Here is a 20,122-nt window from a genome sequence, read left to right on the forward strand (position 1 = left end):
CCATCGGCGGCTTGACACGGACGAGCGCGTGGACGGCGCTACGGCACGTGCAACTCCGTGGTGGCCAGCGCCTCGACATCGTTGGTGCCTCCGGCGAGCAGCACGTTGCCATCGGGCAGCAGGGTGGCGGTGTGGAAGTAGCGTGCGTCGCGCATGGCGCCGGTGCCCTTCCACTGGCCGCTGGCGGGGTCGTAGAGCTCCGTCGAAGCCTGCGCGCGGCCGCTGCTGTCGTAGCCCCCTGTCACCAGCACCTGGCCCTCGGGCAGCAAGGTCGCGGTGGCGGCGGTGCGCCCGGTGCTCATTGCGCCGGTGGCCGACCAGGCGCCGGTGGCGGGGTCGTAGCGCTCCGCGCTCGCCAGCGAGCCGCCGCCGGCGGCGCCGCCGTTGCCGCCAGCCACCAGGACCTTCCCATCGGGAAGCAGCACGGCGGTGTGCGTCAGCCGGGCCGCGAGCATCGACCCGGTGGTCGTCCAGCGGCCGTTGGCCGCGTCGTACAGTTCCGCCGCGGCGAGCGGGCCGCCGCCGATGCCTCCGGCGACGAGCACGCGGCCGTCCGCCAGCGGCGTGGCGGTGAACACGCTGCGGGCGGTGTTCATGGTGCCGGTCGGCGTCCACCGGCCGGTGGCGGGATCGTAGAGCTCCGCGGTCGCGAGAAAGCCGCCGTTGGTTCCGCCCGCCACCAGCACCTGGCCGGTCGGCAACAGGGTGGCGGTGTGGCCGCTGCGCGCCACGCCCATGGCGCCGGTCGGCGACCACTGGCGGGTGGCGACGTCGTAGATCTCCGCCGAGGCGTGGAACACGCCGTTGAGATCCTCGCCCCCCGCGACCAGCACCCGGCCGTCCGGCAGCAGCGTCGCGGTCTGGAAATAGCGCGCGGTGCTCATCGAGCCCGTCGACGCCCACGAGCGGGTGCCGGGGGTGTAGAGCGCCGCCGATGCCAGCGTATGGGTGTCGTCGTTGCCGCCCGCGATCAGCACCAGGCCCAGCGCGAGCAGGCTGGCCGTCGGATGGGCGCGCGCAACGCTCATGGGGCCGGTCGGCACGCCCGTGCCGGCGGGCACCACCTCGATGTTCAGCGTCGCGGAGGCCGTTCCCGCCGCATTGCTGCCGGTCACCGTGTAGTCGGCGGCAGCGCTGACCTCTTGCGGCGTGCCCGAGAGCACGCCGTCGGAGGCATCGATGCTCAGGCCCGTCGGCAGCGCCGGCGACACGGCGAAGGCATCGATGGGGCCGCCGACGCTGTGCGGCAGATTGGGCATGACCGGCCGGCCCGCAGCGTACACGGCCTTCGGTTGCTGGTAGACCAGCAGGCTGGGTCCCCTGCTCGGCGGGCTGCTGACCTCGATCTGCAGCACGGCGCTGCTCGAACCGGCGCTGTTGGCGGCGGTCACGGTGAAGCTGGCCGAGGCGGCGAGCCGGCTGGGCGTGCCGGAGATGACGCCGGTGACGGAGTCGATCACCAGGCCGTCGGGAAGCCCCGGCTGCACCGTGAAGCTGCCGACGTCGCCGCCATCCACCGAGGGATGGTTCGGCGGGATCGGCACGCCGATGACGTAGATCGCGTTCTGGTTCTCGTAGCTCAGGTTCACAGGGGGCTCCGTCCTGGACCTGACCGCGATCAGCAGGCCGGTCGTGACCGCGCCCGCGAAGTTGCTGCCGGTGACGGTGTACAGCGCAGGGGCCGCGACCGCCTGCGGCGTGCCGCTGATGACGCCGCTGGTCGGGTCGATCTGGAGCCCGTCGGGCAATGCGGGGCGAACGGCGTAGCGAAGGATTTTCCCGCCACTGCTGCTCGGGGCGTTCGGACGGATCTCCCGGCCCAGGGCGTAGACCACGGCATTGCGCTGGTAGTGCAGGCCGGCGGGAGGCGTGGCAACGCCGGGGACGAAGAAACCGCTGCCGCCATCGCCGCCACATGCATGCAGGCCCAGCAGCGCCAGGATGCCCAGACCCCATGCCAGCAGGCGCAAGCCAGCGGACCAAGATGTCGTCTGCATGCCGATCCCCTCAACGACGAAGGGTTCGCAGTATGCATGCGGGCGCATCGGCCTGTCACGGGTCACGTCCAAGGCATAGGCCTCCCGCAATAATTGCCCCGCGCCGGCTTCGACGACATACTGCCTCGCCCACCCGCCGTTGCGCCGGATGGCCGCAAGGAGTTCTCATTGGCCGATGCCGTCAGGAACATCACCTTCGTCGTTCCCAATCGCTTGCTGAAGGCCGATTCGGGCATGGCGGCCGACCGGGCGGCCTCGACCACCTCGCGCGGTGCGGTGCCGGTGGCGCCCACGGCCGTGCCCGGCATCGGCGCGACACGCGGCGAGGACGACATGGCCAGCGTGGTCGCGCGCGACGGCGAGGACGTGGTCGAACTCACCGTCATCAACGGTCCGACGCTGGTGCTGAGCCCCCAGAGCGCGGCCGACCTGCTGCGCGCGCAGGCGCCCGCCGGCACCCGCGGCGCAGTCGAGACCACGGATGCGGGCGCGCTGGTCGTCAAGGCGCAGCTGGGCTGGCCCGGCCTCGAAGCCGCCGCCAGCCGCAGCGCGACACGCGGCTGGATGGGCGAGGTCGCGCTCTCGGCCTTCAAGGTGCTCACCGGGTTCCAGGCCGACGCGGCGACGCTGGTGGCCTCGATGGTCACGAAGAAGATCGATGGCAAGGTCGTCGAGGGGGTCTACAAGTTGCCGCCCGACTGGCAGCCCGAAGCCCTCATGAAGGGCACGATCCGCGCCGCCGCCGTGGAGCCGGCGGAAGACGGCGGCCCGCTGCTGGTGCTGGTGCATGGCACCTTCGTCGACACGGTGAGCACCTTCGGCAAGCTGTGGCTGCAGCCGGACAAGGTGCGCACGCTGTTCGACCGCTACAAGAACCGCGTCTATGCGCTCGACCATCCGACGGTGGGCAAGAGCCCGATCGGCAACGCGCTGGCGCTGGTGCGCGCGCTGCCCGCGGGCGCGCGGCTGCACCTGCTGACGCATTCGCGCGGCGGGCTGGTGGCCGAGGTGCTCGCGCGGGCCTGCGGCGGCGCCGCGCTGGGCGACGACGAACTGGCGCTGTTCGCCGCCGACGCCTACAGCGATGAGCGACAGGACCTGAAGGCGCTGGTGGCCGAGGCGCAGGTCAAGGGCCTGCGCGTCGAGCGCATGGTGCGCGTGGCCTGCCCGGCCCGCGGCACCACGCTGGCGTCCGGCCGTCTCGATGCCTATCTGTCGGTGCTGCAGTGGGGCCTGAAGCTGGCGAGCGTGCCGGTCGCGCCGGAGCTGGTCGACTTCCTGCACGAGGTCGCACGCCGCCGCGCCGATCCGACGCAGCTGCCCGGCATCGAGGCGATGATGCCCGAGAGCGCGCTCGTGAAGTGGCTCGACATGGGCAGCGTCCAGATCCCGGGCGACCTGCGCGTGGTGGCCGGTGACATGCAGGGCGACTCGATCGGCTCCTGGGTCAAGACCCTGATGGCCGACGCGTTCTACTGGGCCGACAACGACCTGGTGGTGCAGACCGGCTCGATGTACGGCGGCGTGCCGCGGGCCGCCGGCTCGGCGGCGGGCGGCGCCAGCTTCCTGCTCGACCGCGGCGCCAAGGTCAATCACTTCAACTACTTCGCCAATCCGACCACCGTCGACGGCATCGTCGGTGCGCTGCTGGAGAACGCGCCGCCGGCCTTCGCCGCCATCGGTCCGCTGTCGTGGCGCGGCGAGAGCGCCGAGGGCACCCGGGGCGGCGTGCCGGCCAACGACCCCACGCGCCCGGCGGTGTTCGTGCTGCCTGGGATCCTCGGCTCGAACCTCAAGGTCGGCGACAAGCGGGTGTGGCTGGGCTTCGCCTTCCTCAACGGGCTGCTGCAGCTGCGCTGGGACCCGGCGACCGCCGACAACGTCCAGCCCGACGGCCCGGTCAAGGGCAGCTACGAGGGCCTGATCGATCGTCTCGCCGAGACCCACGCCGTGTTCCCCTTCGCCTTCGACTGGCGGCGCCCCATCGAGGACGAGGCGAAGCGGCTGGCGGCCGCGGTCGATGCCCAGCTCGATGCGCGCGCGGCCAGCGGGCAGCCGGTGCGCATCGTCGCGCATTCGATGGGCGGCCTGGTGGCGCGCACGATGCAGATCGTGTCGCCCAAGACCTGGAACCGCCTGATGGCCCATGCCGACGCCCGCCTGCTGATGCTCGGCGTGCCCAACGGGGGCTCGTGGGCACCGATGCAGATCCTCTCGGGCGACGACAACTTCGGCAATGCGCTGGTCGCCTTCGGATCACTGTTCCACAACGGCGAGGCACGCAGGATGATGGCCGGCATGCCGGGCCTGCTCGAGATGCAGGCGGGCCTGCTCGACCCGGCCTGGGGCCTGGGCAGCGCCGAGAAATGGGAGGCGCTGGTCAAGGCCGACAAGGACGCCCTGGCGGCCCGCAGCACCTGGCACCAGCTCGAAGCGCAGAAGGCCGTGTACGACTGGAGCGCGCCGCCGCAGCAGGTGCTCGATGCGGCAACCAGCCTGCGCCGCAAGCTCGACGACCAGGTGGCCGCGCTCGGCGACACCAAGTCGAAGATCGTGCTGGTGGTGGGCCGGGCGCCGTTCACGCCCACGGGCTACGCGCTGGATGGCGGCGTCGGCCTCGAATACACCGGTTCGGCCGACGCCGGCGACGGCCGCGTGACCTACGAAAGCGCGATGCAGCTGGGCGTGCCCACCTGGAAGCTCGATGCCGAGCACGGCAAGCTGCCCGCCGTGTCGCAGGCATGGGCCGCGTATGTCGAACTGCTGACCACCGGCAAGACCAAGCAGCTCGATGCCTTCGCCGCGCCGAGCCGCGGCGCCGGCGCGGCGCCGCTGGCCGCGGTGGTGCGCAGCCGGCCGTCGCGCGGCCTGCTCGGTTCGCAGCCGCCGTCGTCCGACGCCGATGTCTTCGGCGCCTCGTCGGCCGCGGACCAGCGGCCGCCGCCCACCACGGCCCTCGAGGTGCAGGTGCTCAATGCCGACATCCGCTTCGTCCAGCCGGCGCTGCTGGTCGGCCACTACAGCGCGATGCGGCTGACCGGCGCCGAGGCCGTGATCGACCGGCTGGTCGGCAAGGGCATGAGCCGGGGGCTCGATGCCGGCCTGTATCCCGACCTGGTCGGCTCGCACCAGATCTTCGGCAACTGGCGCGGCGACCCCGAGAACCCGAAGCGCATGGCCAGCCCGGCCGCCGCGATCGTCTGCGGGCTCGGGCCCGAGGGCAAGCTGCTGGCGAGGGACCTGGTGTTCACGGTGCGCCAGGCGGTGCTGGCCTACGCCCAGCGCCTGTCGGAGCACCCGGGCGGCGCGCCGGCCGACTTCGAACTGGCTGCGACGCTGATCGGCAGCGGCGGCACGGGCATCACGACCGGCGGGTCCGCGATCGCGGTGGCGCTGGGCGCGGCCGAGGCCAGGCAGCGGCTGCAGAAGAGCGGTTGGCCGCAGCTCAGCCGGCTGCTCGTGGTCGAGCTGTTCCTCGACCGGGCCGGCGACGCGTGGCGCGCGCTGCACGTGCAGCAGACCGCAACGCCCGATCGGCTGAAGGTGGTCGGCCACGTCGAGTCCGGCGCCGGCGCCATGACGCGGATGGTCGACTCGGGCTATCGCGGCGCCAGCTACGACCTCATCAGTGCGCTGCAGGCGCCCCCGGCCGGCGACGCCACGAACCCGGTGATCGCCTACACCCTCGACACCCGGCGGGCGCGGACCGAAGTCCGTGCCCAACGCGCCCAGGGCAACCTGCTGCGTGACATGGTGGCCACGGCCTCGAACGACGGCAACCGCGATCCATCGATCGGCCGCACCTTGTTCAACCTGCTGGTGCCGGTGGAGATGGAGCCCTTCCTCGGGGGCAAGAGCGAGATGGTGATCGAGCTCGAACCGAAGACCGCCGGCATCCCCTGGGAGCTGCTCAACTCCAACCCCGACCCGAGCTCCGACGACCAGCGGCCCTGGGCGATCCGCACCAAGCTGCTGCGCAAGCTGCGGCTGGACGACTTCCGTGCCAAGCCGCGCGACGCCGCGCCCGAGGCCGCCATCCTGGTGGTGGGCGAGCCGCAATGCGATCCCACGACATACCCCAGCCTCGAGGGCGCGCGCCGCGAAGCCACCGCGGTGGCCAACCTCCTGCGATCCGCGAGTGCCGCCGGAACCACCAGCGCCGTGGTGGCGCTCGACCAGCCGAATGCGCAGGCGGTGGTGAATGCGCTGTTCGACCGGCCCTACCGCGCCGTGCACGTGGCCGGGCATGGCGCCTTCGGGCCGAACGGCGGCGTCGTGCTGTCGGGCACCGACACCTACCTGGGCGCGAACGAGATCGAGGCGATGCGGGTGGTGCCGCAGCTGGTGTTCCTCAACTGCTGCCACCTCGCGGGCCGCGACGCATCGACCGTGCTCACGCCCCCGAAGCCGTACGACCGCGCCGCGTTCGCGGCCAACATCGCGGAGGCGCTGATCAAGGTCGGCGTGCGCTGCGTGATCGCAGCCGGCTGGGCCGTGGACGACGAGGCGGCAGCGACCTTCGCCACCACCTTCTACGCCAGGCTGCTCGAGAACGCGCGCTTCATCGAGGCCGTCGGCGCCGCGCGCGAGGCCGCCTGGAAGACCGACCGCAACGGCAACACCTGGGCCGCGTACCAGTGCTATGGCGACCCGGACTGGACCTGGCGCGGCGACAACGCGGGTGCCCAGGCGCCCCGCCGCGCGCCGTCGGACGAGTACGCGGGCGTGGCGTCGAGGGTGTCGCTCGAACTGGCGCTCGAGAAGATCGCGGTCGACGGCGAGTACCGGTCGCCGGACGCGCGGGGCCTTGGCGACAAGCTGCTCTACCTGGAGCAGGCCTTCGGCCCGATGTGGGGCCGGCTCGGCATCGTGGCGGAGGCTTTCGGCAGGGCGAACGAGAACCTCGGCCGCCGCACGCAGGCGGTCGACTGGTACCGCAAGGCCGTCGAATCCGAGGACGGCACGGCCTCGCTGAAGGCGGCCGAGCAACTCGGCAATCTGCTCACCCGCCTCGGTGAGGCCAACGGGGACATCGCGCTGATCGACGAAGGTCTGATGCTGCTCGAGAAGGTGCTGGCGGTGGGGCGGACCTACGAACGCCAGACCCTGCTGGGCTCGGGCTGGAAGCGGAAGACGCTCGCCCTGTCGGCGATCCAGGGCCGGGAAGCCGATGCCAAGGCGGCGCTGAAGCAGGCCAGCCTGCACTATCGCGAAGCCAACGACACGGCCCGCGCGAGCGGCAGTGTGAAGCGCTTCTATGCGGCCAAGAACTACCTCGACGCCGAGGTCCGCGCGGCGCTGCTGAGCAAGAAGCCGCCCGAGTTGGCGGACGCGCGCATCCAGGACGTGCGCGATGCGCTGCAACTGGCAGTCGCGCAGGCGCCCGATTTCTGGTCCGTGGTCGGCGAGACCGAACTCGACATCCTGGTGTCGCTGGTTCGCGGCCGCCTCGACCAGGACGCACCCCGGCTCATCGCCACGCTGTGCGACCTGAAGGTGCGCGTGCCGTCGCCGCCCATGTGGGATTCGGTCTGGAACCAGGCCCGCTTCGTTCTCGAACCCTGCCTGTCGCGCAAGGACCAGCCCGAGGCGGTCCGCCAGCGGGTCACCGAGCTGCTGGCGACGCTCGAGCGGCTGAAGACGCCTTCGACCTGACGGCCACGCCGGCCGGCGCGGCGGGCGCCTCGTCGCAGAACTGCCGGGCCGCCGCGGTGATCGCCTCGGCGAGCGTCTGCCGGAACGACGCGCTGTCGAGCTGCAACTCGTCCGCCCGGTTCACGATCAAGCCGGCCTCGATCAGCACCGCCGGCATCGAGGCCCGCTTCAGCACCACCAGGTCGTCGAAGCGGTAGATGCCGAGCGCCGGATCGACCAGGGGCCGGTTCTCTCCGGCGATGGGTTCCGCGTGATGCAGCGTGGGCGCCAGCGCGCGGCGTCGGAACTCGGCACCGAGCAGCTGCGCCATTCGCAGGCTGCGGGCCTCATCGGCGTTCTTGGCCGACACGAACAGCGAGTAGCCGCTGAACCTGTCGCTGTAGCGCTGCGCCCGGCCCTCGTACACCCAATCCGACATGTACTGCGGCTGCACCGAGTCATGATGCAGCGAGAGGAACAGGCGCGCATGCTGCGCCTCGGCCCGCGCGGCGCGCTCGGGCAGCGTGATGGGGGCCTGGTCCTCGACCGTCAGGAAGGACTGCTCGAAACCGGCGCGCCGCAGCTCGCGCAGCACGACCTCGGCCAGTTGGGCGTTGAATTGCACCTCCGGCACGCCGCGGGCGCTGGTCGCTCCTGGGTTGGCCCGGGTGTGCCCCGGATCGATGGCGATCGCGAAGCCGGCGCTGTCGCAGGCTCCGGCGGGCGACGCGGCCAGCAGCAGGGGCCAGAGCCACGCCAACGCACGGCGGATGGTGCGCATCGCCTCAGTTCGCCTGCGCGTTGAGGATCTTCTGGCGCTGGCCCACGATCAGCAGCTGGCCATCGACGGGACGCACCCGCAGTTCGTCGCGGGCCATGCCCGACTTGCTGTCGCCGCGTTCCAGGCTGCGGACCCCGTAGCGGATCGTGTACGACAGCACCGCCGTTCCGTCGCCTGAAGACCGGTCGATGTCGATCGGTCCGGCGAGCCGGTTGTCGACCTCCGGCCAGCGACGCTGGAAGTTCAAGCGGTCCTTCATGATGAAGGCCTTGGTGGCGTGCTTCTCGTTGAAGTACTCGACCTCGTCGGCATAGAAGGCCACCAGCTCGGAAGGGCTCGAACGGTTCTGGGTGCTGATGTACCGGTGCACGAAATCGGTGAGCTGGCGGTCGGAGGCCACGGCCTGCTTCATGGGCGCGGGCGCCGGCGGGGGCACGAACACCGGGGCGGGTGCTGCAGCAACGACCGGTGGCGGCGCCGGCGGCGGCGCGACCGGCGCAGGCTGCACCGCTGGCGCCACGGGCGCAGGCTCGGGCTCGCGCTTGACCACCACAGGCGCAGGCTGCACCGCGGGAGGCGGCGGGGCGACGACGACCGGCGCAGGCGCAGGCGCGGGCGCCGGGGTCGGACGGCCGAGCACGACATAGCCCGCGACCGCCGCCACCACCACGACAGCGCCTCCGATTACGGCCTGCTGCGTGCGGCGGCTGGATGGGCCGGGCGGCACGCGATCGTCCCTGCGAGGCGGAGCCGCGCCACCGTCGAGTGCAGACGAGAGCTCGCGATAGCCCTTGTCGTAGTCACCGGTGAAGTCGACGAACTGCAGGCGCTTGAGGCGGAAGGGAATGTCGCACTGCTTCGACAGGACAGGGATGACCTTCTTCTTCTCGCCGAGGGCATACGAGACCTCGTCCATCACGTTCTGCGAGGCGACCGCGGCCGGCGAGAGGATGGCCAGCAGGCAGGAGGAGGCCTTCAGCGCCTTCTCGACCTCGTCGTCCCAGCGCGCGCCCTTGGCGATGTCGATCTGGTCGACCCAGACGCGGCGCCCGTCCCGCCGCAAGGCCGAGGCGATCTTCAGCACGAGCGCTTCATCGCTGCGCGAATAGCTGAAGAAGACCTCTTCCGTTGCGTCTGGCATGTGCCCCTCTCGTGGCCTGCCGCGCATCTTCGCGCAGGGCAGGCCCTCGGCACAATCTGGCAGACGGCGTATGCAGCGGGGAGCCGCGCGCCCCGCAGGCTCACTCCGGCTGGATGCCCGCCGCCTTGACCACCTTGCTCCATTTGGCGAGGTCGGACTGGATCAGCGCGGCGTACTCCTGCGGCGTGCCGCCCTGGATCTCGATGCCGGCGGCCTCCAGCTTGGCGCGCACGTCGGGCAGCTTGAGCGCGGCATTGATCTCGGCGTTGAGCTTGTCGACGATCGCCTTGGGCGTGCCGGCCGGCGCCAGGAAGCCGCCGTTGGTGTTGGCGTCGTAGCCCTTGAGCCCCTGCTCTTCCGCGGTCGGCACGTCCGGCAGCGTCGCTGCGCGCTTGCGGGTCGACACCGCCACCGCCCGGGCGTTGCCGGCCTTCACCTGCGTCTGGATGGCGCTGATGGTGTCGATGTAGAGCGCGGTGCGGCCGCCCAGCAGGTCCGGCTGGGCGGCGGAAGAGCCCTTGTACGGGACCAGCAGCATGTCCACGCCGGTCGCCATGCGGAACATCTCGGCCGCCATCTCCTGGGCACTGCCGCGGCCGGAGGTGGCGACCTTGGCCTGCTCTGGATTGGCCTTCATCCAGGCCACGAACTCGGGCAGCGTCTTGGCCGGGATCTTCGGGTAGATGGCGAACACCAGCGGCACCACGTGGGTGTAGACGATGGGCTCGAAGCTCTTCTCCGGGTCCCAGCCCAGGTTCTTGAACAGGAACTTGTTGATGTTGTGGCTGCCGCCCACGATGCCGATCGTGTAGCCGTCGGGCGCCGCCTTGGCGAGCACCTCGGTGCCGAGGTTGTTGGAGGCGCCGGGCCGGTTGTCGATGACCACCGGCTGGCCCATCGACGCCGCCATCTTGTCGCCCACGACGCGGGCGATCGTGTCGATGGCGCCGCCCGGCGGAGCGGGCACGATGACACGGATGGCATGGGTCGGGTAGGCCTGGGCCGATGCCAGGATCGGCAGCGCGGCCAGGGTCGCCGAAACGGCAAGGATCTTGAACAGGGATGATGGGCGTGGCATGGATGTCTCCTTCTTGGGTTGAATCGAAAAACCGGTTTTCAGCCGCGGCCGACGTAGGGCATGGCGCTGGCCATGACGGTCATGTTCAGCACGTTGGCGCCGAGCGGCAGTGCGGCGATGTGGCGCACCGCATCGGCCACGTGCTTCGCGTCCATCATGGGTTCGGGCGCGACCGTGCCGTTGGCCTGCAGCACGCCGCGCGTCATGCGCTCGGACAGTTCGGTCAGCGCATTGCCGATGTCGATCTGGCTGGCGACGATGCCGAATGCACGGCCGTCCAGCGCCAGCGCCTTGGTCAGGCCCGACACCGCGTGCTTGCTGGCGGTGTACGGCGCGGTGAAGGGGCGCGGCGTGTGCGCCGACACCGAACCGTTGTTGATGATGCGCCCGCCCTGCGGCTGCTGGCGGCGCATCAGGCCGAAGGCCGCGCGCGCGCACAGGAACACGCCCGTCACGTTGGTGTTCAACACGCTGAACCACTTGTCCAGGGGCAGCTCGTCCATCGGCACCGCCGGGGCGTTGACGCCGGCGTTGTTGAACAGCAGGTCCAGCCGGCCGAGGCGGCGTTCGATGGTGTCGAACAGCGCCTGCACGCTGTCAGGCTCGGTCACGTCGGTGGGCACGGCCATGGCGGTCTGGCCGCGCGCCTCGGCCTCGGCCGCCAGCGCATTCAAGGGCTCGCTGCGGCGGCCGGCTAGCACGACGGCCCAGCCATCGTCGAGCAGGCCGAGCGCCACGGTGCGGCCGATGCCGCTGCCGGCGCCGGTGACCAGCGCGATCTTCTGGGGGGTCATTGCGTTCAAGGGAGACTCCTGGGTGGGTTGGATCAGGCGCGGTCGCCCACGGTCATGGAGAAGCGGCCGATGTCCGCCACGCCCCCGCTGACGACATCGCCCGGCTGCAGCGGGCCCACGCCCGCGGGCGTGCCGGTGTAGACCAGGTCGCCGGGCGCGAGCGTCACCGAGCGCGACAACATCGCCACCAGGTCGGCCACCGGCCACAAGAGGCCCGACAGGTCGGCGCGCTGGCGTTCGATGCCGTTGACCGCGAGCCACACGGCGCCTTGCCGCGGATGGCCGCAGACGGCCGCCGGCACCAGCGGCGTGCAGGGCGCCGAGTGGTCGAAGGCCTTGGCGGCCTCCCAGGGGCCGCCGGCGCGCTTGGCCTGCTGCTGGAGGTCGCGCCGCGTGAGGTCCAGGCCTGCGGCATAGCCCCAGACGTGATGCCGCTCGACCTCGGCCGGGTCGATGTCGAAGCCGCCGCGGCCGATGGCGACCACCAGTTCGATCTCATGGCAGAAGTCGCCGGTGGCCGGGGGATAGGGCAGCAGGCCCTGCGCCGGCACCACCGCGCCGGCCGGCTTCATGAACCAGGCGGGCATCTCCACCGGCCTCGCCGGCTCGTCGGGGCTCCACCGGTAGTTGCGGCCGATGCAGAACACGCGGCCCACGGGGAACAGCGCCGCGCGGCCCGCCACGGGCAGCGTGACCGGCGCGGGTGCGGGAAAGACGAATGCCGTCATGGGATCAGGTGGTCAGGCTCATCGCCGGGCGCTCGCCCGCCAGCGCCTGGGCGATGCTGTCGAGCACCATCTCGGCCATGGCGGTCCGGGTCTCCCAGGTGGCGCTGGCGCGGTGGGCCTGGAGCGTGACGCGCTCGGACTGGCGCAGCGCCAGCGGGACGCGGGGTTCGTCGACGAACACGTCCAGGCCCGCACCGGCGATGCGGCCGGCGGTCAGCGCCGCCGCCAGGTCGGCCTCGTTGACCAGCCGGCCGCGTGCGACATTGACCAGGAAGCCGCACGGGCCGAGGGCGTCGAGCACGGCCGCGTCGACGATGCCCTCGGCCTTGTCCGCCGCCGCGCACAGGACCAGCGCGTCGGCGTCGCGCGCGAGATCCACCAGCCTCGGCACGAAGCGATGGGCCACATCGTCCATCGCACGCAGGTCGGTGTAGCTGACCGGGCAGCCGAAGGCCGCGGCCCGCACCGCGACGGCGCGGCCCACCCGGCCCATGCCGACGATGCCCACGCGCATGCCGCTGAACCGGCGCGCCAGCGGGATGGCGCTCGGCTGGGGAAAGCGCTCCCACTGGCCGTCGCGCACGAAGCGGTCACCGGCACACAGGTTCCGGCAGGCGGCGATCAGCAGGCCGATGGCCAGGTCTGCCACGTCCTCGGTCAGCGCCCCCAGGGTCGCCGTGACCGGCAGGCCGCGCGCGCGGCAGTAGGCCAGGTCGACGGCGTCGGTGCCGACACCGTTGACCGCCACCACCTTGAGGCTGGGCAGCTGTTCCAGCATGGCGCGCGAGATGCCGGTGTGGCCGCCGGTGATCACGGCGTCGACGGAAGCGCCATGGGCACGCAGCCAGGCTTCGCCGTCGGCGGCCTCGAAGTACTTGTGGACGGTGTAGCGCGATGCGAGCTTGTCGTTGATCGCGGGGATGAGGATCGGATTGAGTTGCAGGACCTGGGAGTTCATGCCGGTCATGCTAATTAATGCTTGATATCAGCGTCAATATTGATTTATATAATCAACATATTTAGACCCTTTTCATTCCGACCATGGCTTCCTGGATATCGATGGACGAGGCCTGTCGCCTCCTCGGCGTACGGCCTCAGACCCTCTACGCCTACGTCAGCCGCGGCAAGCTGGAGGTCGCGCCCGACCCGGCCGACACGCGCCGCAGCCTGTACCGCGCCGAGGACGTGGCCACCCTGGCCAAGCGCAAGCAGGCCGGCCGCAAGCACGAGACCCTGGCCGCCAACACGTTGTTCGGCTCGGAGCCCAGCATCCCGACCGCGCTCTGCGCGTTCTTTCGCGAGCGCCCGTACTACCGCGGCCAGGATGCGGTGGAACTGGCCCGGACGGCCCACCTCGAAGACGTGGCGCGACTGTTGTGGGACGCCGAGCAGCCCGCCGATCTCTCGTGCGCCACGCCGATGCGTTCGGGCAAGCCCGGGCGGGTGACCGCCTTCACCGCCCTGGCCGGCCTGGCGGCCAGCGGGCACTCGATCCGCGGGCGGCTGACGCGGGTGCTGCACACCGAGGGCCAGGGCCTGGTGGGTCTGCTGGCCAACGCTTTCGGCGCCCAGCCGGGGCGCCAGCCGCTGCACCTGCGCTTCGCGCTGGGCTGGAAGCAGACGCCGCGGGTGGCCGAGCTGCTGCGCACGGCCATGGTGCTGCTGGTCGACCACGAGTTGACCAGCTCGGCCTTCGTCGCCCGCATCGCGGCGTCGACCGGCGCATCGTTGCCGGCCTGCCTGCTGGCCGGACTGACCACGCTCTCGGGCCCCTTGCACGGCGACGCCTCGGGCCGCGTCCAGGCGCTGTTCAGCGAAGTGGAGCGGCTGGGCGAGGACCAGGTGCTGGCGCACTACCTGTCGACCGGCATGCCCTTGGCCGGCTTCGGTCACCACCTCTATCCCGAAGGCGATCCGCGCGCCGCTGCCCTGCTGGCCTTGTTCGAGCCGCCGAAGGTGATCGCGCGCTTCATCGAGAAGGTGACGCGCGAGACCGGCTTGCGGCCCAACATCGACGTCGCCCTGGCGGCCCTGGTCGCGCACCATCGGCTGCCCGCCGACGCGGCCTTCGGCCTCTTCGCCACCGCGCGCAGCGTCGGCCTGCTTGCCCACAGCCTGGAGCAACTGGGCGGGACCCAGGTGATCCGCCCGCGCGGTCGCTACGTGGGCCCGGTGCCCGAGCTTCCGCAGCAGGCGAAAGCGTAGGTCGGCGGATCAGCGTGTTCGCGCTCAGAAGGTGGGCGCTTCAATCTCCGGAGGCTTGGACGCCAGCGCCGCTTCCTCTCCCGAGAACATGTCGCCGAGGTAGCTGACGGGGCGCCCTCCAGCCGGGCCCGCTCCTGCCGGCTCCACGTATCCCGCAAGGACGCTTCCCATGTTTTGCGAGTGGATGCCCGGCCTCTGCGGCTGACACCCGGAACTCGCAATGACCAGGCATGCGATCACCAGGGGACGAAATACTCGAGGGCACATGACACGCTCCTGCACGCAAAGCGCCAGTCGTCGAACGTTTGCACTGCGCAGCCTTCGCGTTGGACGCAAGGTACGCCTGTGTCCAGGCGCTGGCGTCCTCGAAACAGATGACGGTCTTCGTCGCTATGGCACAGTCCGGCCAGCACCGGACCATCGCCACGGCACTCGTTCACTCTCCTCGCCACCCATGAAAATCCAGCAAGCGCGCCTCTCCGATGCGTCGATGATCGCCTTCGTTCTGCAAGAGGCGGCACAGTGGCTCGCCAACGGCGGCAGGGCGCTGTGGTCGACAGCCGAGACCAGCCATGAACGCGTTCTGCGAGACACGGGCGCCGGGCTCTTCCACGTGGCCCGCGATGGCGAGCAACTGGCTGGCGTCATGAAGTTCGAGTTGGAGGACGCCTGCTTCTGGCCCGAGGTTCTGCCGGGCAGCTCGGCCTTCGTCCACAAGCTCGCCGTACGGCGGGCGTGGGCGAAGAAGGGGGTTTCGACCGAGCTGCTCTCCTATGCCAGATCGCGCGCTCGACAGCTTGGATGTGCGCACCTTCGCCTGGACTGCGTCGCGGACCGCCAGGGACTGCGAAACCTCTATGAAGGCTTCGGCTTCACGCTGCACAGCGTCGTTCAGATAGCGGGCACTTCGTTTGCGCGGTATGAACTCCCGGCCATTGCCCATGAAGACTGAATCAGGCCCCGTGCTCGCAGGCAGACAGCCCGACGCATTCGAGAAGAGAGTGCGGTTCTGCTGCGGCGCGCTGCTGGGCCTGGTCGTCGGCTTGGGCCTGTGTGTCCGGCTATGGCCCCTCGGCATCTTCGCCGTGTGCATGCTCGTCACCGTCGCGGTCGTCGCCTGCGGCATGGGCGCGGCTCGCCTTGGCGACAGGTTCTGGGCCGGTCTTCGCTGGTTCCAATGACTTCTTCACGTCCCGCTGGACGAACTCCGTATTGACAGGCGCCGCGCATCGGCGATGCTTCAGAGTGCGCCCGGTGCCTTCGCATCGGGGGATCGAAGGGAGACCGCCATGGCATCGACTTCATCCAGACGGCCGAACGCTGCAGCCGCGGTGCCAGCGATCTGCATGCTCGCCGCCGCCATGCTGGTGGCGCCACCGGCCTCGGGGGCGGAACAGGCGCCTGCCGCGGCGCCTTCCAAGCCCTGTTCCGTCTGCGGCAAGGTCGAATCCGTGCGCAAGCTCGAAAGCACGAAGCCGACCTCTGGCGTCGGTGCCGTGGCCGGCGGCGTGGTGGGTGGCGTGCTCGGCCACCAGGTCGGCAGCGGCAGGGGCCGGACCCTCGCCACCGTGGCCGGCGCCGGCGCCGGCGCCTTCGCGGGCAACACGGTCGAAAAGAAGAAAAACACCAGCCAGGCCTACGAGGTCAGCGTGCGGATGCAGGACGGCTCGATGCGCACGGTCAAGAGCACCACTGCGCCGCCGGTCGGGCAAGCGGTGACGCTGAAGGGGGACGCGCTGCAGCCGGTGGGCAGCAAGAAGAACTAGCAGTTGGCGAAACGCCAACTGGACGCTGTCAGCCCGAGCGTGTAGGGTTCATCCCATCGAAATCGAGGAGCCCTTCGTGCGAACTGCGCAGCCAATGAGCATCACTCCGCCGAACGAAGTGGCGAACATCGCGAGAGGCAAGTGGCAACGCATTCTTTGTTCGATCGCCGGCACGTTTGCGATCTGGACACTGGCGGCCTGCCAGCAACCGACGCCCGGTCCGTCGATCGGTGTCGGCAATCCCTATCCCGTCAGCAACTACGTTTGCGATGGGACACGCCTGGCTGTGCGCTTGATGGGAGAAAGCGCCTCGGTCTCCGTTGACGGAGCGGCCGCCATCGATCTTCCCGCGATCGGAAAGTCGGGGACCACGTTCTCCAACGGACGCCAAACGATGCTCATCGAGCAGGGACGCACCTCGTGGGCCATGGGGCGCGCCACGCCGGTTGCTTGCACCGGCGGCTAGCAGCCTGCAACACTCAATGGCACCGGCGTGGGCGGAAAGTCGGCGATCGAGCCCTGGTTTATGCCAGCGACGGCACCCATGGGCATCTGCACCGAAGCGCGAGGCGATATCACTCAGGGCGGTAGGAGTCCATGACGACCGATGAACTCGATGAAATCATCGACGAGCAACGACGCTCCGTAGTTTGAGAGATGATCGCCGTTCCGGAACGTAGGCAGTTTGCTTGTGGGATTGACTGGGTAACATTCCGCCATTCCAGAAGGGCACAGCACCTTCACGGGGTCGTAATGAAGGAAATTTTCGGAGCGAGGACTCCGCGCCTCAACATCCTTGGACTGACGAAGGCGAGTCAGCGGGTCCTTCGGCAGGCAGATCCCAGCGCGTCTCATCCCCGCGTTGAACCACTGATGGGCGCACTGATTGATGTCGTGAAACTGGAATTCAGGTAGGGGAAGGATATGAACGACCGTGACTCCCTTTCGTTCGAACCTGCGTGCGAACGCGTTTAGGCCCTCGAAGTAGGAACCAACGAATTCCTTCTCATACCCATCCTGGAAATACCTGTTCCCGACGACTACAACACTGCCCCGAACGGCATGGCTCTCAAGGATGGAGAAGATCGCTCTATCCTGGGTAGACTTGAATCCAAAGGTCTCGGGGTCCGCCCCTCCCTCGGGATAGAAGTTGTGCCCTTGCGTCGTCATGAACGCCACTCCGAATCCCCTTTCGTGCAACCCCTGCCCGAGCCCGGCCAGATGCATCGCATGGCTGCTCCCCACGAAAAAGATCGTCGGCTTGCCGTCTCGCGCCGTCAGGTGGCAGGCTTCAAAACTGCTTTCTGTGAAACTATTGCCTGGTGCGAGCATGCAGTTCGTCTGATCGACGGAAGTGCCCTCAATCAGGTTTTCCTGTTGCAGCGAGGCTCCCATGTAATTCTCACCCGTATAGAGCCAGCCTCGGACGAGAAAGATCCCAGTCATGATCCCCGCGGCGCAGACCGTGGCGCTCACTCCATAGGTGATGGACCTCCAGCGTAGAGGGGACCACTCGGAACGGCGCAGGGGTGTTTCGACATATCTGTAGGATGCAATAGCCAGGAGCAGCATGGCTGCGACCTGGAAGGGCACCGTCCACCAGTGGATTCCAATGGTCCATCGGCTGAGGGACAGCACCGCCCAGTGCCAAAGGTAGAGCGAATAAGAGATCAACCCAATATTGACAACCCACTTTTGAGTGAAGATCCCGAGAGCATCATTCGGCAAGCCGAGACGTGCGATCAACAATGCAGTCAGCATGACGACAGCGACGGTTGCCGGTACTGCGAACTGAAAGGGGGTGAACAGAACAGCTAGCAAGGAAATGGCGAGAAGATACGCCGGTACGGTCTGGAGAAGGCGGAAGTGCGGCCCAAATTCCTTCATGCTCACGAAGAGCATGCTCCCGACCGCCAGTTCCCAGAAGCGGGTCGGCATCGAGAAGTAGGCAGTAGGCTGGCTCACCTGGTAGAGGTAGATGAAGGAAGCCAATGAAACGAGGGAGAGCGCCCCGGTGACCCACATCAACCTCACAGGCCTACTGGCGGTCACCCGGCCGACACCTGCCCACCAAAGCAACAGCGGAAACAAGAGATAGAACTGCTCTTCCACTCCCAGGGACCACGTGTGCGTGAACACGTTTATCTCGGCTGCCACCGCAAAGTAATCAGTACTCCCTTTCAGCAGGTAGAGATTGGACACGCCAAAGAGAGCGCTGACGCCGGTCCGCATGGATTCGCCAGGACCTGGATTGAAAAGGCATAGAAGAGCGCCCGTCAGGACGACGAACAGTACAAGCGGAGGGATGATGCGTTTGATCCGTCTGACATAGAACCCCGCGAGGAAGTCACCGAAGTTCTGGCTCGATCTTCCCGCCAGCGACGACGTGATGACGAACCCGGAGATGACGAAGAACATGTCCACACCCAGATACCCGCTGGGAAGGATGTCTTTGTTGAAGTGATTGACGATGACCGCAACCACCGCTAAAGCCCGCAGTGCGTCTATTTCAGGCCTGTAGTGGGCCGCAGCAGTGGAGTCACTCAAGATCGTTGTACGTTCAGAGTTATTTCAACAGCATGAGCGGCAAACCTTGACGGACAAAAATTGGTCTTTCCCGCGCTGCCCCGTAAAGTCCCGGAAGTTTGCCCATGCTCACTCCCGTAGGACGAGGAAATTCCCCCGTGTCGCATCGGCAATCCGGTGCTGTACGGCCTCCGAGGCCAAGTATCGCATCTTTGGTCGGCGGTCCGCCCCCAGACCTCCCCCTCCCTATCGGCCCCTGACCGCTCCCAAGAGAACCTTATAAAGGGTTGCCCTTGCGGACGATTGATGCACGCCTCATGGTTTGCGAAACGGGCGAACCGGCTGAGGCCGTTGATCGCGCGATCGCCCGCACGGCCCCGGCCGGATGAAAGAGGACGGCGCTGGTTGCCCTTCCGGCGGAGAGTGTGAGATTCGGAGGATGCAGGGCCACGGAGGGAGCCTCCTCGCCCCTTCCACACCCTGTTCCACACTCCTTGGCGGACAAGTTCCCTCGCTGGGGTACACACAAGGGTCAGGAGTGTTTGGCCAGACAACTTTAGGTAGTTTGTCCGTCTGTACCTAAACTGATTGCACGCAGCCTCACACCGGCTGCGCTCAGATAACTCGGACGCAAAGCCGAGCGGCGCGCATCGCTTGCGCAGGCCCAGTCGGGCTATGGGACATCCATGAACAACAGACAGGCCCGCCATGGCCGTCGTTGTGTCGTGGCGGTGAGTTACCCACACCGGAAACCCATCATGAGCAAGAGCAATGCGCGAGCGACAACTGCGCCCCGGGGCATCGTCGCCCCACCGATCCCCAGCGAGGACCCGCCGCTGGTTCCGTTCCGCTGGATTCAGGACTTCCTGCCCCATGTCGGCGAGGTCCGCCTGCGGGAGGCCATGCGCGCCCCCAGCGCCCCGCGTCCTGTCCTTGGCGGAGGCATGCGCAGCCGGGCACTGTGGAGCCGCGATGCGGTCGTCCGCTACTTCGACGACATCGCCAAGTCGGGCGTCTGGCCTGTTGCCGAGCGGGAGGCCGCGTAATGGACAACCCACTCCACGCAGGATTGCCACCCGTCGTCGGAGGCGCACTGCCTCCCGGGGCACTCGTCCCGCTTGCCGCCATCGTGCGGTCACTCGGCCTCTCGGACAGCCGCGATCTTTTCGTCGATGGCGCACCGTCGTTGCCTCCCGCGTCAACTGTCGGCGGGAACCGGATGTACGACACGCTGTTGGCTCAAATCTTCATCGACCAGTTCCGGGCGTTCAATGACAAGCGTCCCGAGGCTCAGGCCCGGCGCAACGCCGAGGCTCGCGCACGCCACGAGGCCGCAGTCCGCGAACGTATCGAGCGCGACAAGGCGCAGACCGCCGCAGTCATTGCTCAACACCAAGTCTTTCGCGAACTCGAAAAAGACACCGAGCGTGGCAACCCCGGCGTTGCAGGCCCGGCCCCGGGAGCCATCTGAA

Annotated in this window: 16 protein-coding genes; 8 read left to right on the forward strand and 8 right to left on the reverse strand. The window is 68.8% G+C overall.

The features are described 5' to 3' along the window. Positions 1-38: 38 nt before the first annotated feature. On the reverse strand, positions 39-1,997 hold the full coding sequence (locus QTI17_RS17150; RefSeq protein ID WP_286534639.1) for a Kelch repeat-containing protein: 1,959 nt from the start codon (positions 1,995-1,997) through the stop codon (positions 39-41). A 168-nt stretch (positions 1,998-2,165) separates the two neighbouring features. On the opposite strand from QTI17_RS17150, the gene QTI17_RS17155 reads away from it, so the two are divergent. Continuing rightward, a complete protein-coding gene (locus tag QTI17_RS17155; protein WP_286534640.1) occupies positions 2,166-7,652 on the forward strand; it encodes a DUF7379 domain-containing protein in 5,487 nt (1,828 codons plus the stop codon). Here the strand turns inward: QTI17_RS17155 and QTI17_RS17160 are convergent. The 6 genes from QTI17_RS17160 to QTI17_RS17185 all read right to left on the reverse strand — a co-directional run bounded on the left by QTI17_RS17160 (position 7,603) and on the right by QTI17_RS17185 (position 13,111). After that, complete coding sequence (locus QTI17_RS17160) at positions 7,603-8,412, reverse strand: N-acetylmuramoyl-L-alanine amidase family protein (RefSeq protein ID WP_286534641.1); 810 nt, start codon at positions 8,410-8,412, stop codon at positions 7,603-7,605. The genes QTI17_RS17155 and QTI17_RS17160 overlap by 50 nt on opposite strands. A gap of 4 nt (positions 8,413-8,416) precedes the next feature. Continuing rightward, positions 8,417-9,553, reverse strand: a complete 1,137-nt coding sequence (locus QTI17_RS17165) for a TIR domain-containing protein (protein WP_286534642.1) — start codon at positions 9,551-9,553, stop codon at positions 8,417-8,419. A gap of 100 nt (positions 9,554-9,653) precedes the next feature. Continuing rightward, positions 9,654-10,631, reverse strand: coding sequence for a Bug family tripartite tricarboxylate transporter substrate binding protein (locus QTI17_RS17170; RefSeq protein WP_286534643.1), 978 nt, complete (start codon positions 10,629-10,631; stop codon positions 9,654-9,656). Between the two features lie 38 nt (positions 10,632-10,669). Further along, a complete protein-coding gene (locus QTI17_RS17175; protein WP_286534910.1) occupies positions 10,670-11,425 on the reverse strand; it encodes an SDR family oxidoreductase in 756 nt (251 codons plus the stop codon). 32 nt (positions 11,426-11,457) lie between these two features. Continuing rightward, the gene (locus QTI17_RS17180; protein ID WP_286534644.1) at positions 11,458-12,153 is read right to left on the reverse strand and encodes a fumarylacetoacetate hydrolase family protein; all 696 of its coding nucleotides are present in this window, start codon (positions 12,151-12,153) and stop codon (positions 11,458-11,460) included. Between the two features lie 4 nt (positions 12,154-12,157). Beyond that, positions 12,158-13,111, reverse strand: a complete 954-nt coding sequence (locus QTI17_RS17185; RefSeq protein WP_286534645.1) for a 2-hydroxyacid dehydrogenase — start codon at positions 13,109-13,111, stop codon at positions 12,158-12,160. 83 nt (positions 13,112-13,194) lie between these two features. On the opposite strand from QTI17_RS17185, the gene QTI17_RS17190 reads away from it, so the two are divergent. The 5 genes from QTI17_RS17190 (at position 13,195) to QTI17_RS17210 (ending at position 16,590) form a co-directional block, all read left to right on the forward strand. After that, positions 13,195-14,358: a citrate/2-methylcitrate synthase gene (locus QTI17_RS17190; RefSeq protein ID WP_286534646.1), complete on the forward strand. Its 1,164-nt coding sequence runs from the start codon at positions 13,195-13,197 to the stop codon at positions 14,356-14,358. 454 nt (positions 14,359-14,812) lie between these two features. After that, positions 14,813-15,310: a GNAT family N-acetyltransferase gene (locus QTI17_RS17195; RefSeq protein ID WP_286534647.1), complete on the forward strand. Its 498-nt coding sequence runs from the start codon at positions 14,813-14,815 to the stop codon at positions 15,308-15,310. Then, on the forward strand, positions 15,300-15,539 hold the full coding sequence (locus tag QTI17_RS17200) for a hypothetical protein (protein WP_286534648.1): 240 nt from the start codon (positions 15,300-15,302) through the stop codon (positions 15,537-15,539). The genes QTI17_RS17195 and QTI17_RS17200 overlap by 11 nt, the downstream gene beginning before the upstream one ends. Before the next feature lie 108 nt (positions 15,540-15,647). Further along, the gene (locus tag QTI17_RS17205) at positions 15,648-16,124 is read left to right on the forward strand and encodes a glycine zipper 2TM domain-containing protein (protein WP_286534649.1); all 477 of its coding nucleotides are present in this window, start codon (positions 15,648-15,650) and stop codon (positions 16,122-16,124) included. A gap of 94 nt (positions 16,125-16,218) precedes the next feature. After that, complete coding sequence (locus QTI17_RS17210) at positions 16,219-16,590, forward strand: hypothetical protein (protein ID WP_286534650.1); 372 nt, start codon at positions 16,219-16,221, stop codon at positions 16,588-16,590. Positions 16,591-16,703: 113 nt separating this feature from the next. Here the strand turns inward: QTI17_RS17210 and QTI17_RS17215 are convergent, their stop codons facing one another. Then, on the reverse strand, positions 16,704-18,671 hold the full coding sequence (locus tag QTI17_RS17215) for an acyltransferase family protein (RefSeq protein WP_286534651.1): 1,968 nt from the start codon (positions 18,669-18,671) through the stop codon (positions 16,704-16,706). Between the two features lie 737 nt (positions 18,672-19,408). Between QTI17_RS17215 and QTI17_RS17220 the strand changes: the two genes are divergently transcribed. Both QTI17_RS17220 and QTI17_RS17225 read left to right on the forward strand, forming a co-directional pair. Continuing rightward, positions 19,409-19,696, forward strand: coding sequence for a hypothetical protein (locus QTI17_RS17220; RefSeq protein ID WP_286534652.1), 288 nt, complete (start codon positions 19,409-19,411; stop codon positions 19,694-19,696). Beyond that, positions 19,696-20,121, forward strand: a complete 426-nt coding sequence (locus QTI17_RS17225) for a hypothetical protein (protein WP_286534653.1) — start codon at positions 19,696-19,698, stop codon at positions 20,119-20,121. The genes QTI17_RS17220 and QTI17_RS17225 overlap by 1 nt, the downstream gene beginning before the upstream one ends. The last annotated feature ends 1 nt before the right edge of the window (position 20,122 follow it).

The sequence above is a fragment of the Variovorax sp. J31P179 genome, assembly GCF_030316985.1.
GTDB lineage: Bacteria > Pseudomonadota > Gammaproteobacteria > Burkholderiales > Burkholderiaceae_C > Variovorax > Variovorax ginsengisoli_B.

Bases quoted from the DNA above. Each gene is read 5' to 3' on its own strand.
- QTI17_RS17150 (WP_286534639.1), bottom strand. From the start codon at position 1,997: ATGCAGACGACATCTTGGTCCGCTGGCTTGCGCCTGCTGGCATGGGGT.
- QTI17_RS17160 (WP_286534641.1), bottom strand. From the start codon at position 8,412: ATGCGCACCATCCGCCGTGCGTTGGCGTGGCTCTGGCCCCTGCTGCTG.
- QTI17_RS17165 (WP_286534642.1), bottom strand. From the start codon at position 9,553: ATGCCAGACGCAACGGAAGAGGTCTTCTTCAGCTATTCGCGCAGCGAT.
- QTI17_RS17170 (WP_286534643.1), bottom strand. From the start codon at position 10,631: ATGCCACGCCCATCATCCCTGTTCAAGATCCTTGCCGTTTCGGCGACC.
- QTI17_RS17175 (WP_286534910.1), bottom strand. From the start codon at position 11,425: ATGACCCCCCAGAAGATCGCGCTGGTCACCGGCGCCGGCAGCGGCATC.
- QTI17_RS17180 (WP_286534644.1), bottom strand. From the start codon at position 12,153: ATGACGGCATTCGTCTTTCCCGCACCCGCGCCGGTCACGCTGCCCGTG.
- QTI17_RS17185 (WP_286534645.1), bottom strand. From the start codon at position 13,111: ATGAACTCCCAGGTCCTGCAACTCAATCCGATCCTCATCCCCGCGATC.
- QTI17_RS17190 (WP_286534646.1), top strand. From the start codon at position 13,195: ATGGCTTCCTGGATATCGATGGACGAGGCCTGTCGCCTCCTCGGCGTA.
- QTI17_RS17195 (WP_286534647.1), top strand. From the start codon at position 14,813: ATGAAAATCCAGCAAGCGCGCCTCTCCGATGCGTCGATGATCGCCTTC.
- QTI17_RS17200 (WP_286534648.1), top strand. From the start codon at position 15,300: ATGAAGACTGAATCAGGCCCCGTGCTCGCAGGCAGACAGCCCGACGCA.
- QTI17_RS17205 (WP_286534649.1), top strand. From the start codon at position 15,648: ATGGCATCGACTTCATCCAGACGGCCGAACGCTGCAGCCGCGGTGCCA.
- QTI17_RS17210 (WP_286534650.1), top strand. From the start codon at position 16,219: ATGAGCATCACTCCGCCGAACGAAGTGGCGAACATCGCGAGAGGCAAG.
- QTI17_RS17220 (WP_286534652.1), top strand. From the start codon at position 19,409: ATGAGCAAGAGCAATGCGCGAGCGACAACTGCGCCCCGGGGCATCGTC.
- QTI17_RS17225 (WP_286534653.1), top strand. From the start codon at position 19,696: ATGGACAACCCACTCCACGCAGGATTGCCACCCGTCGTCGGAGGCGCA.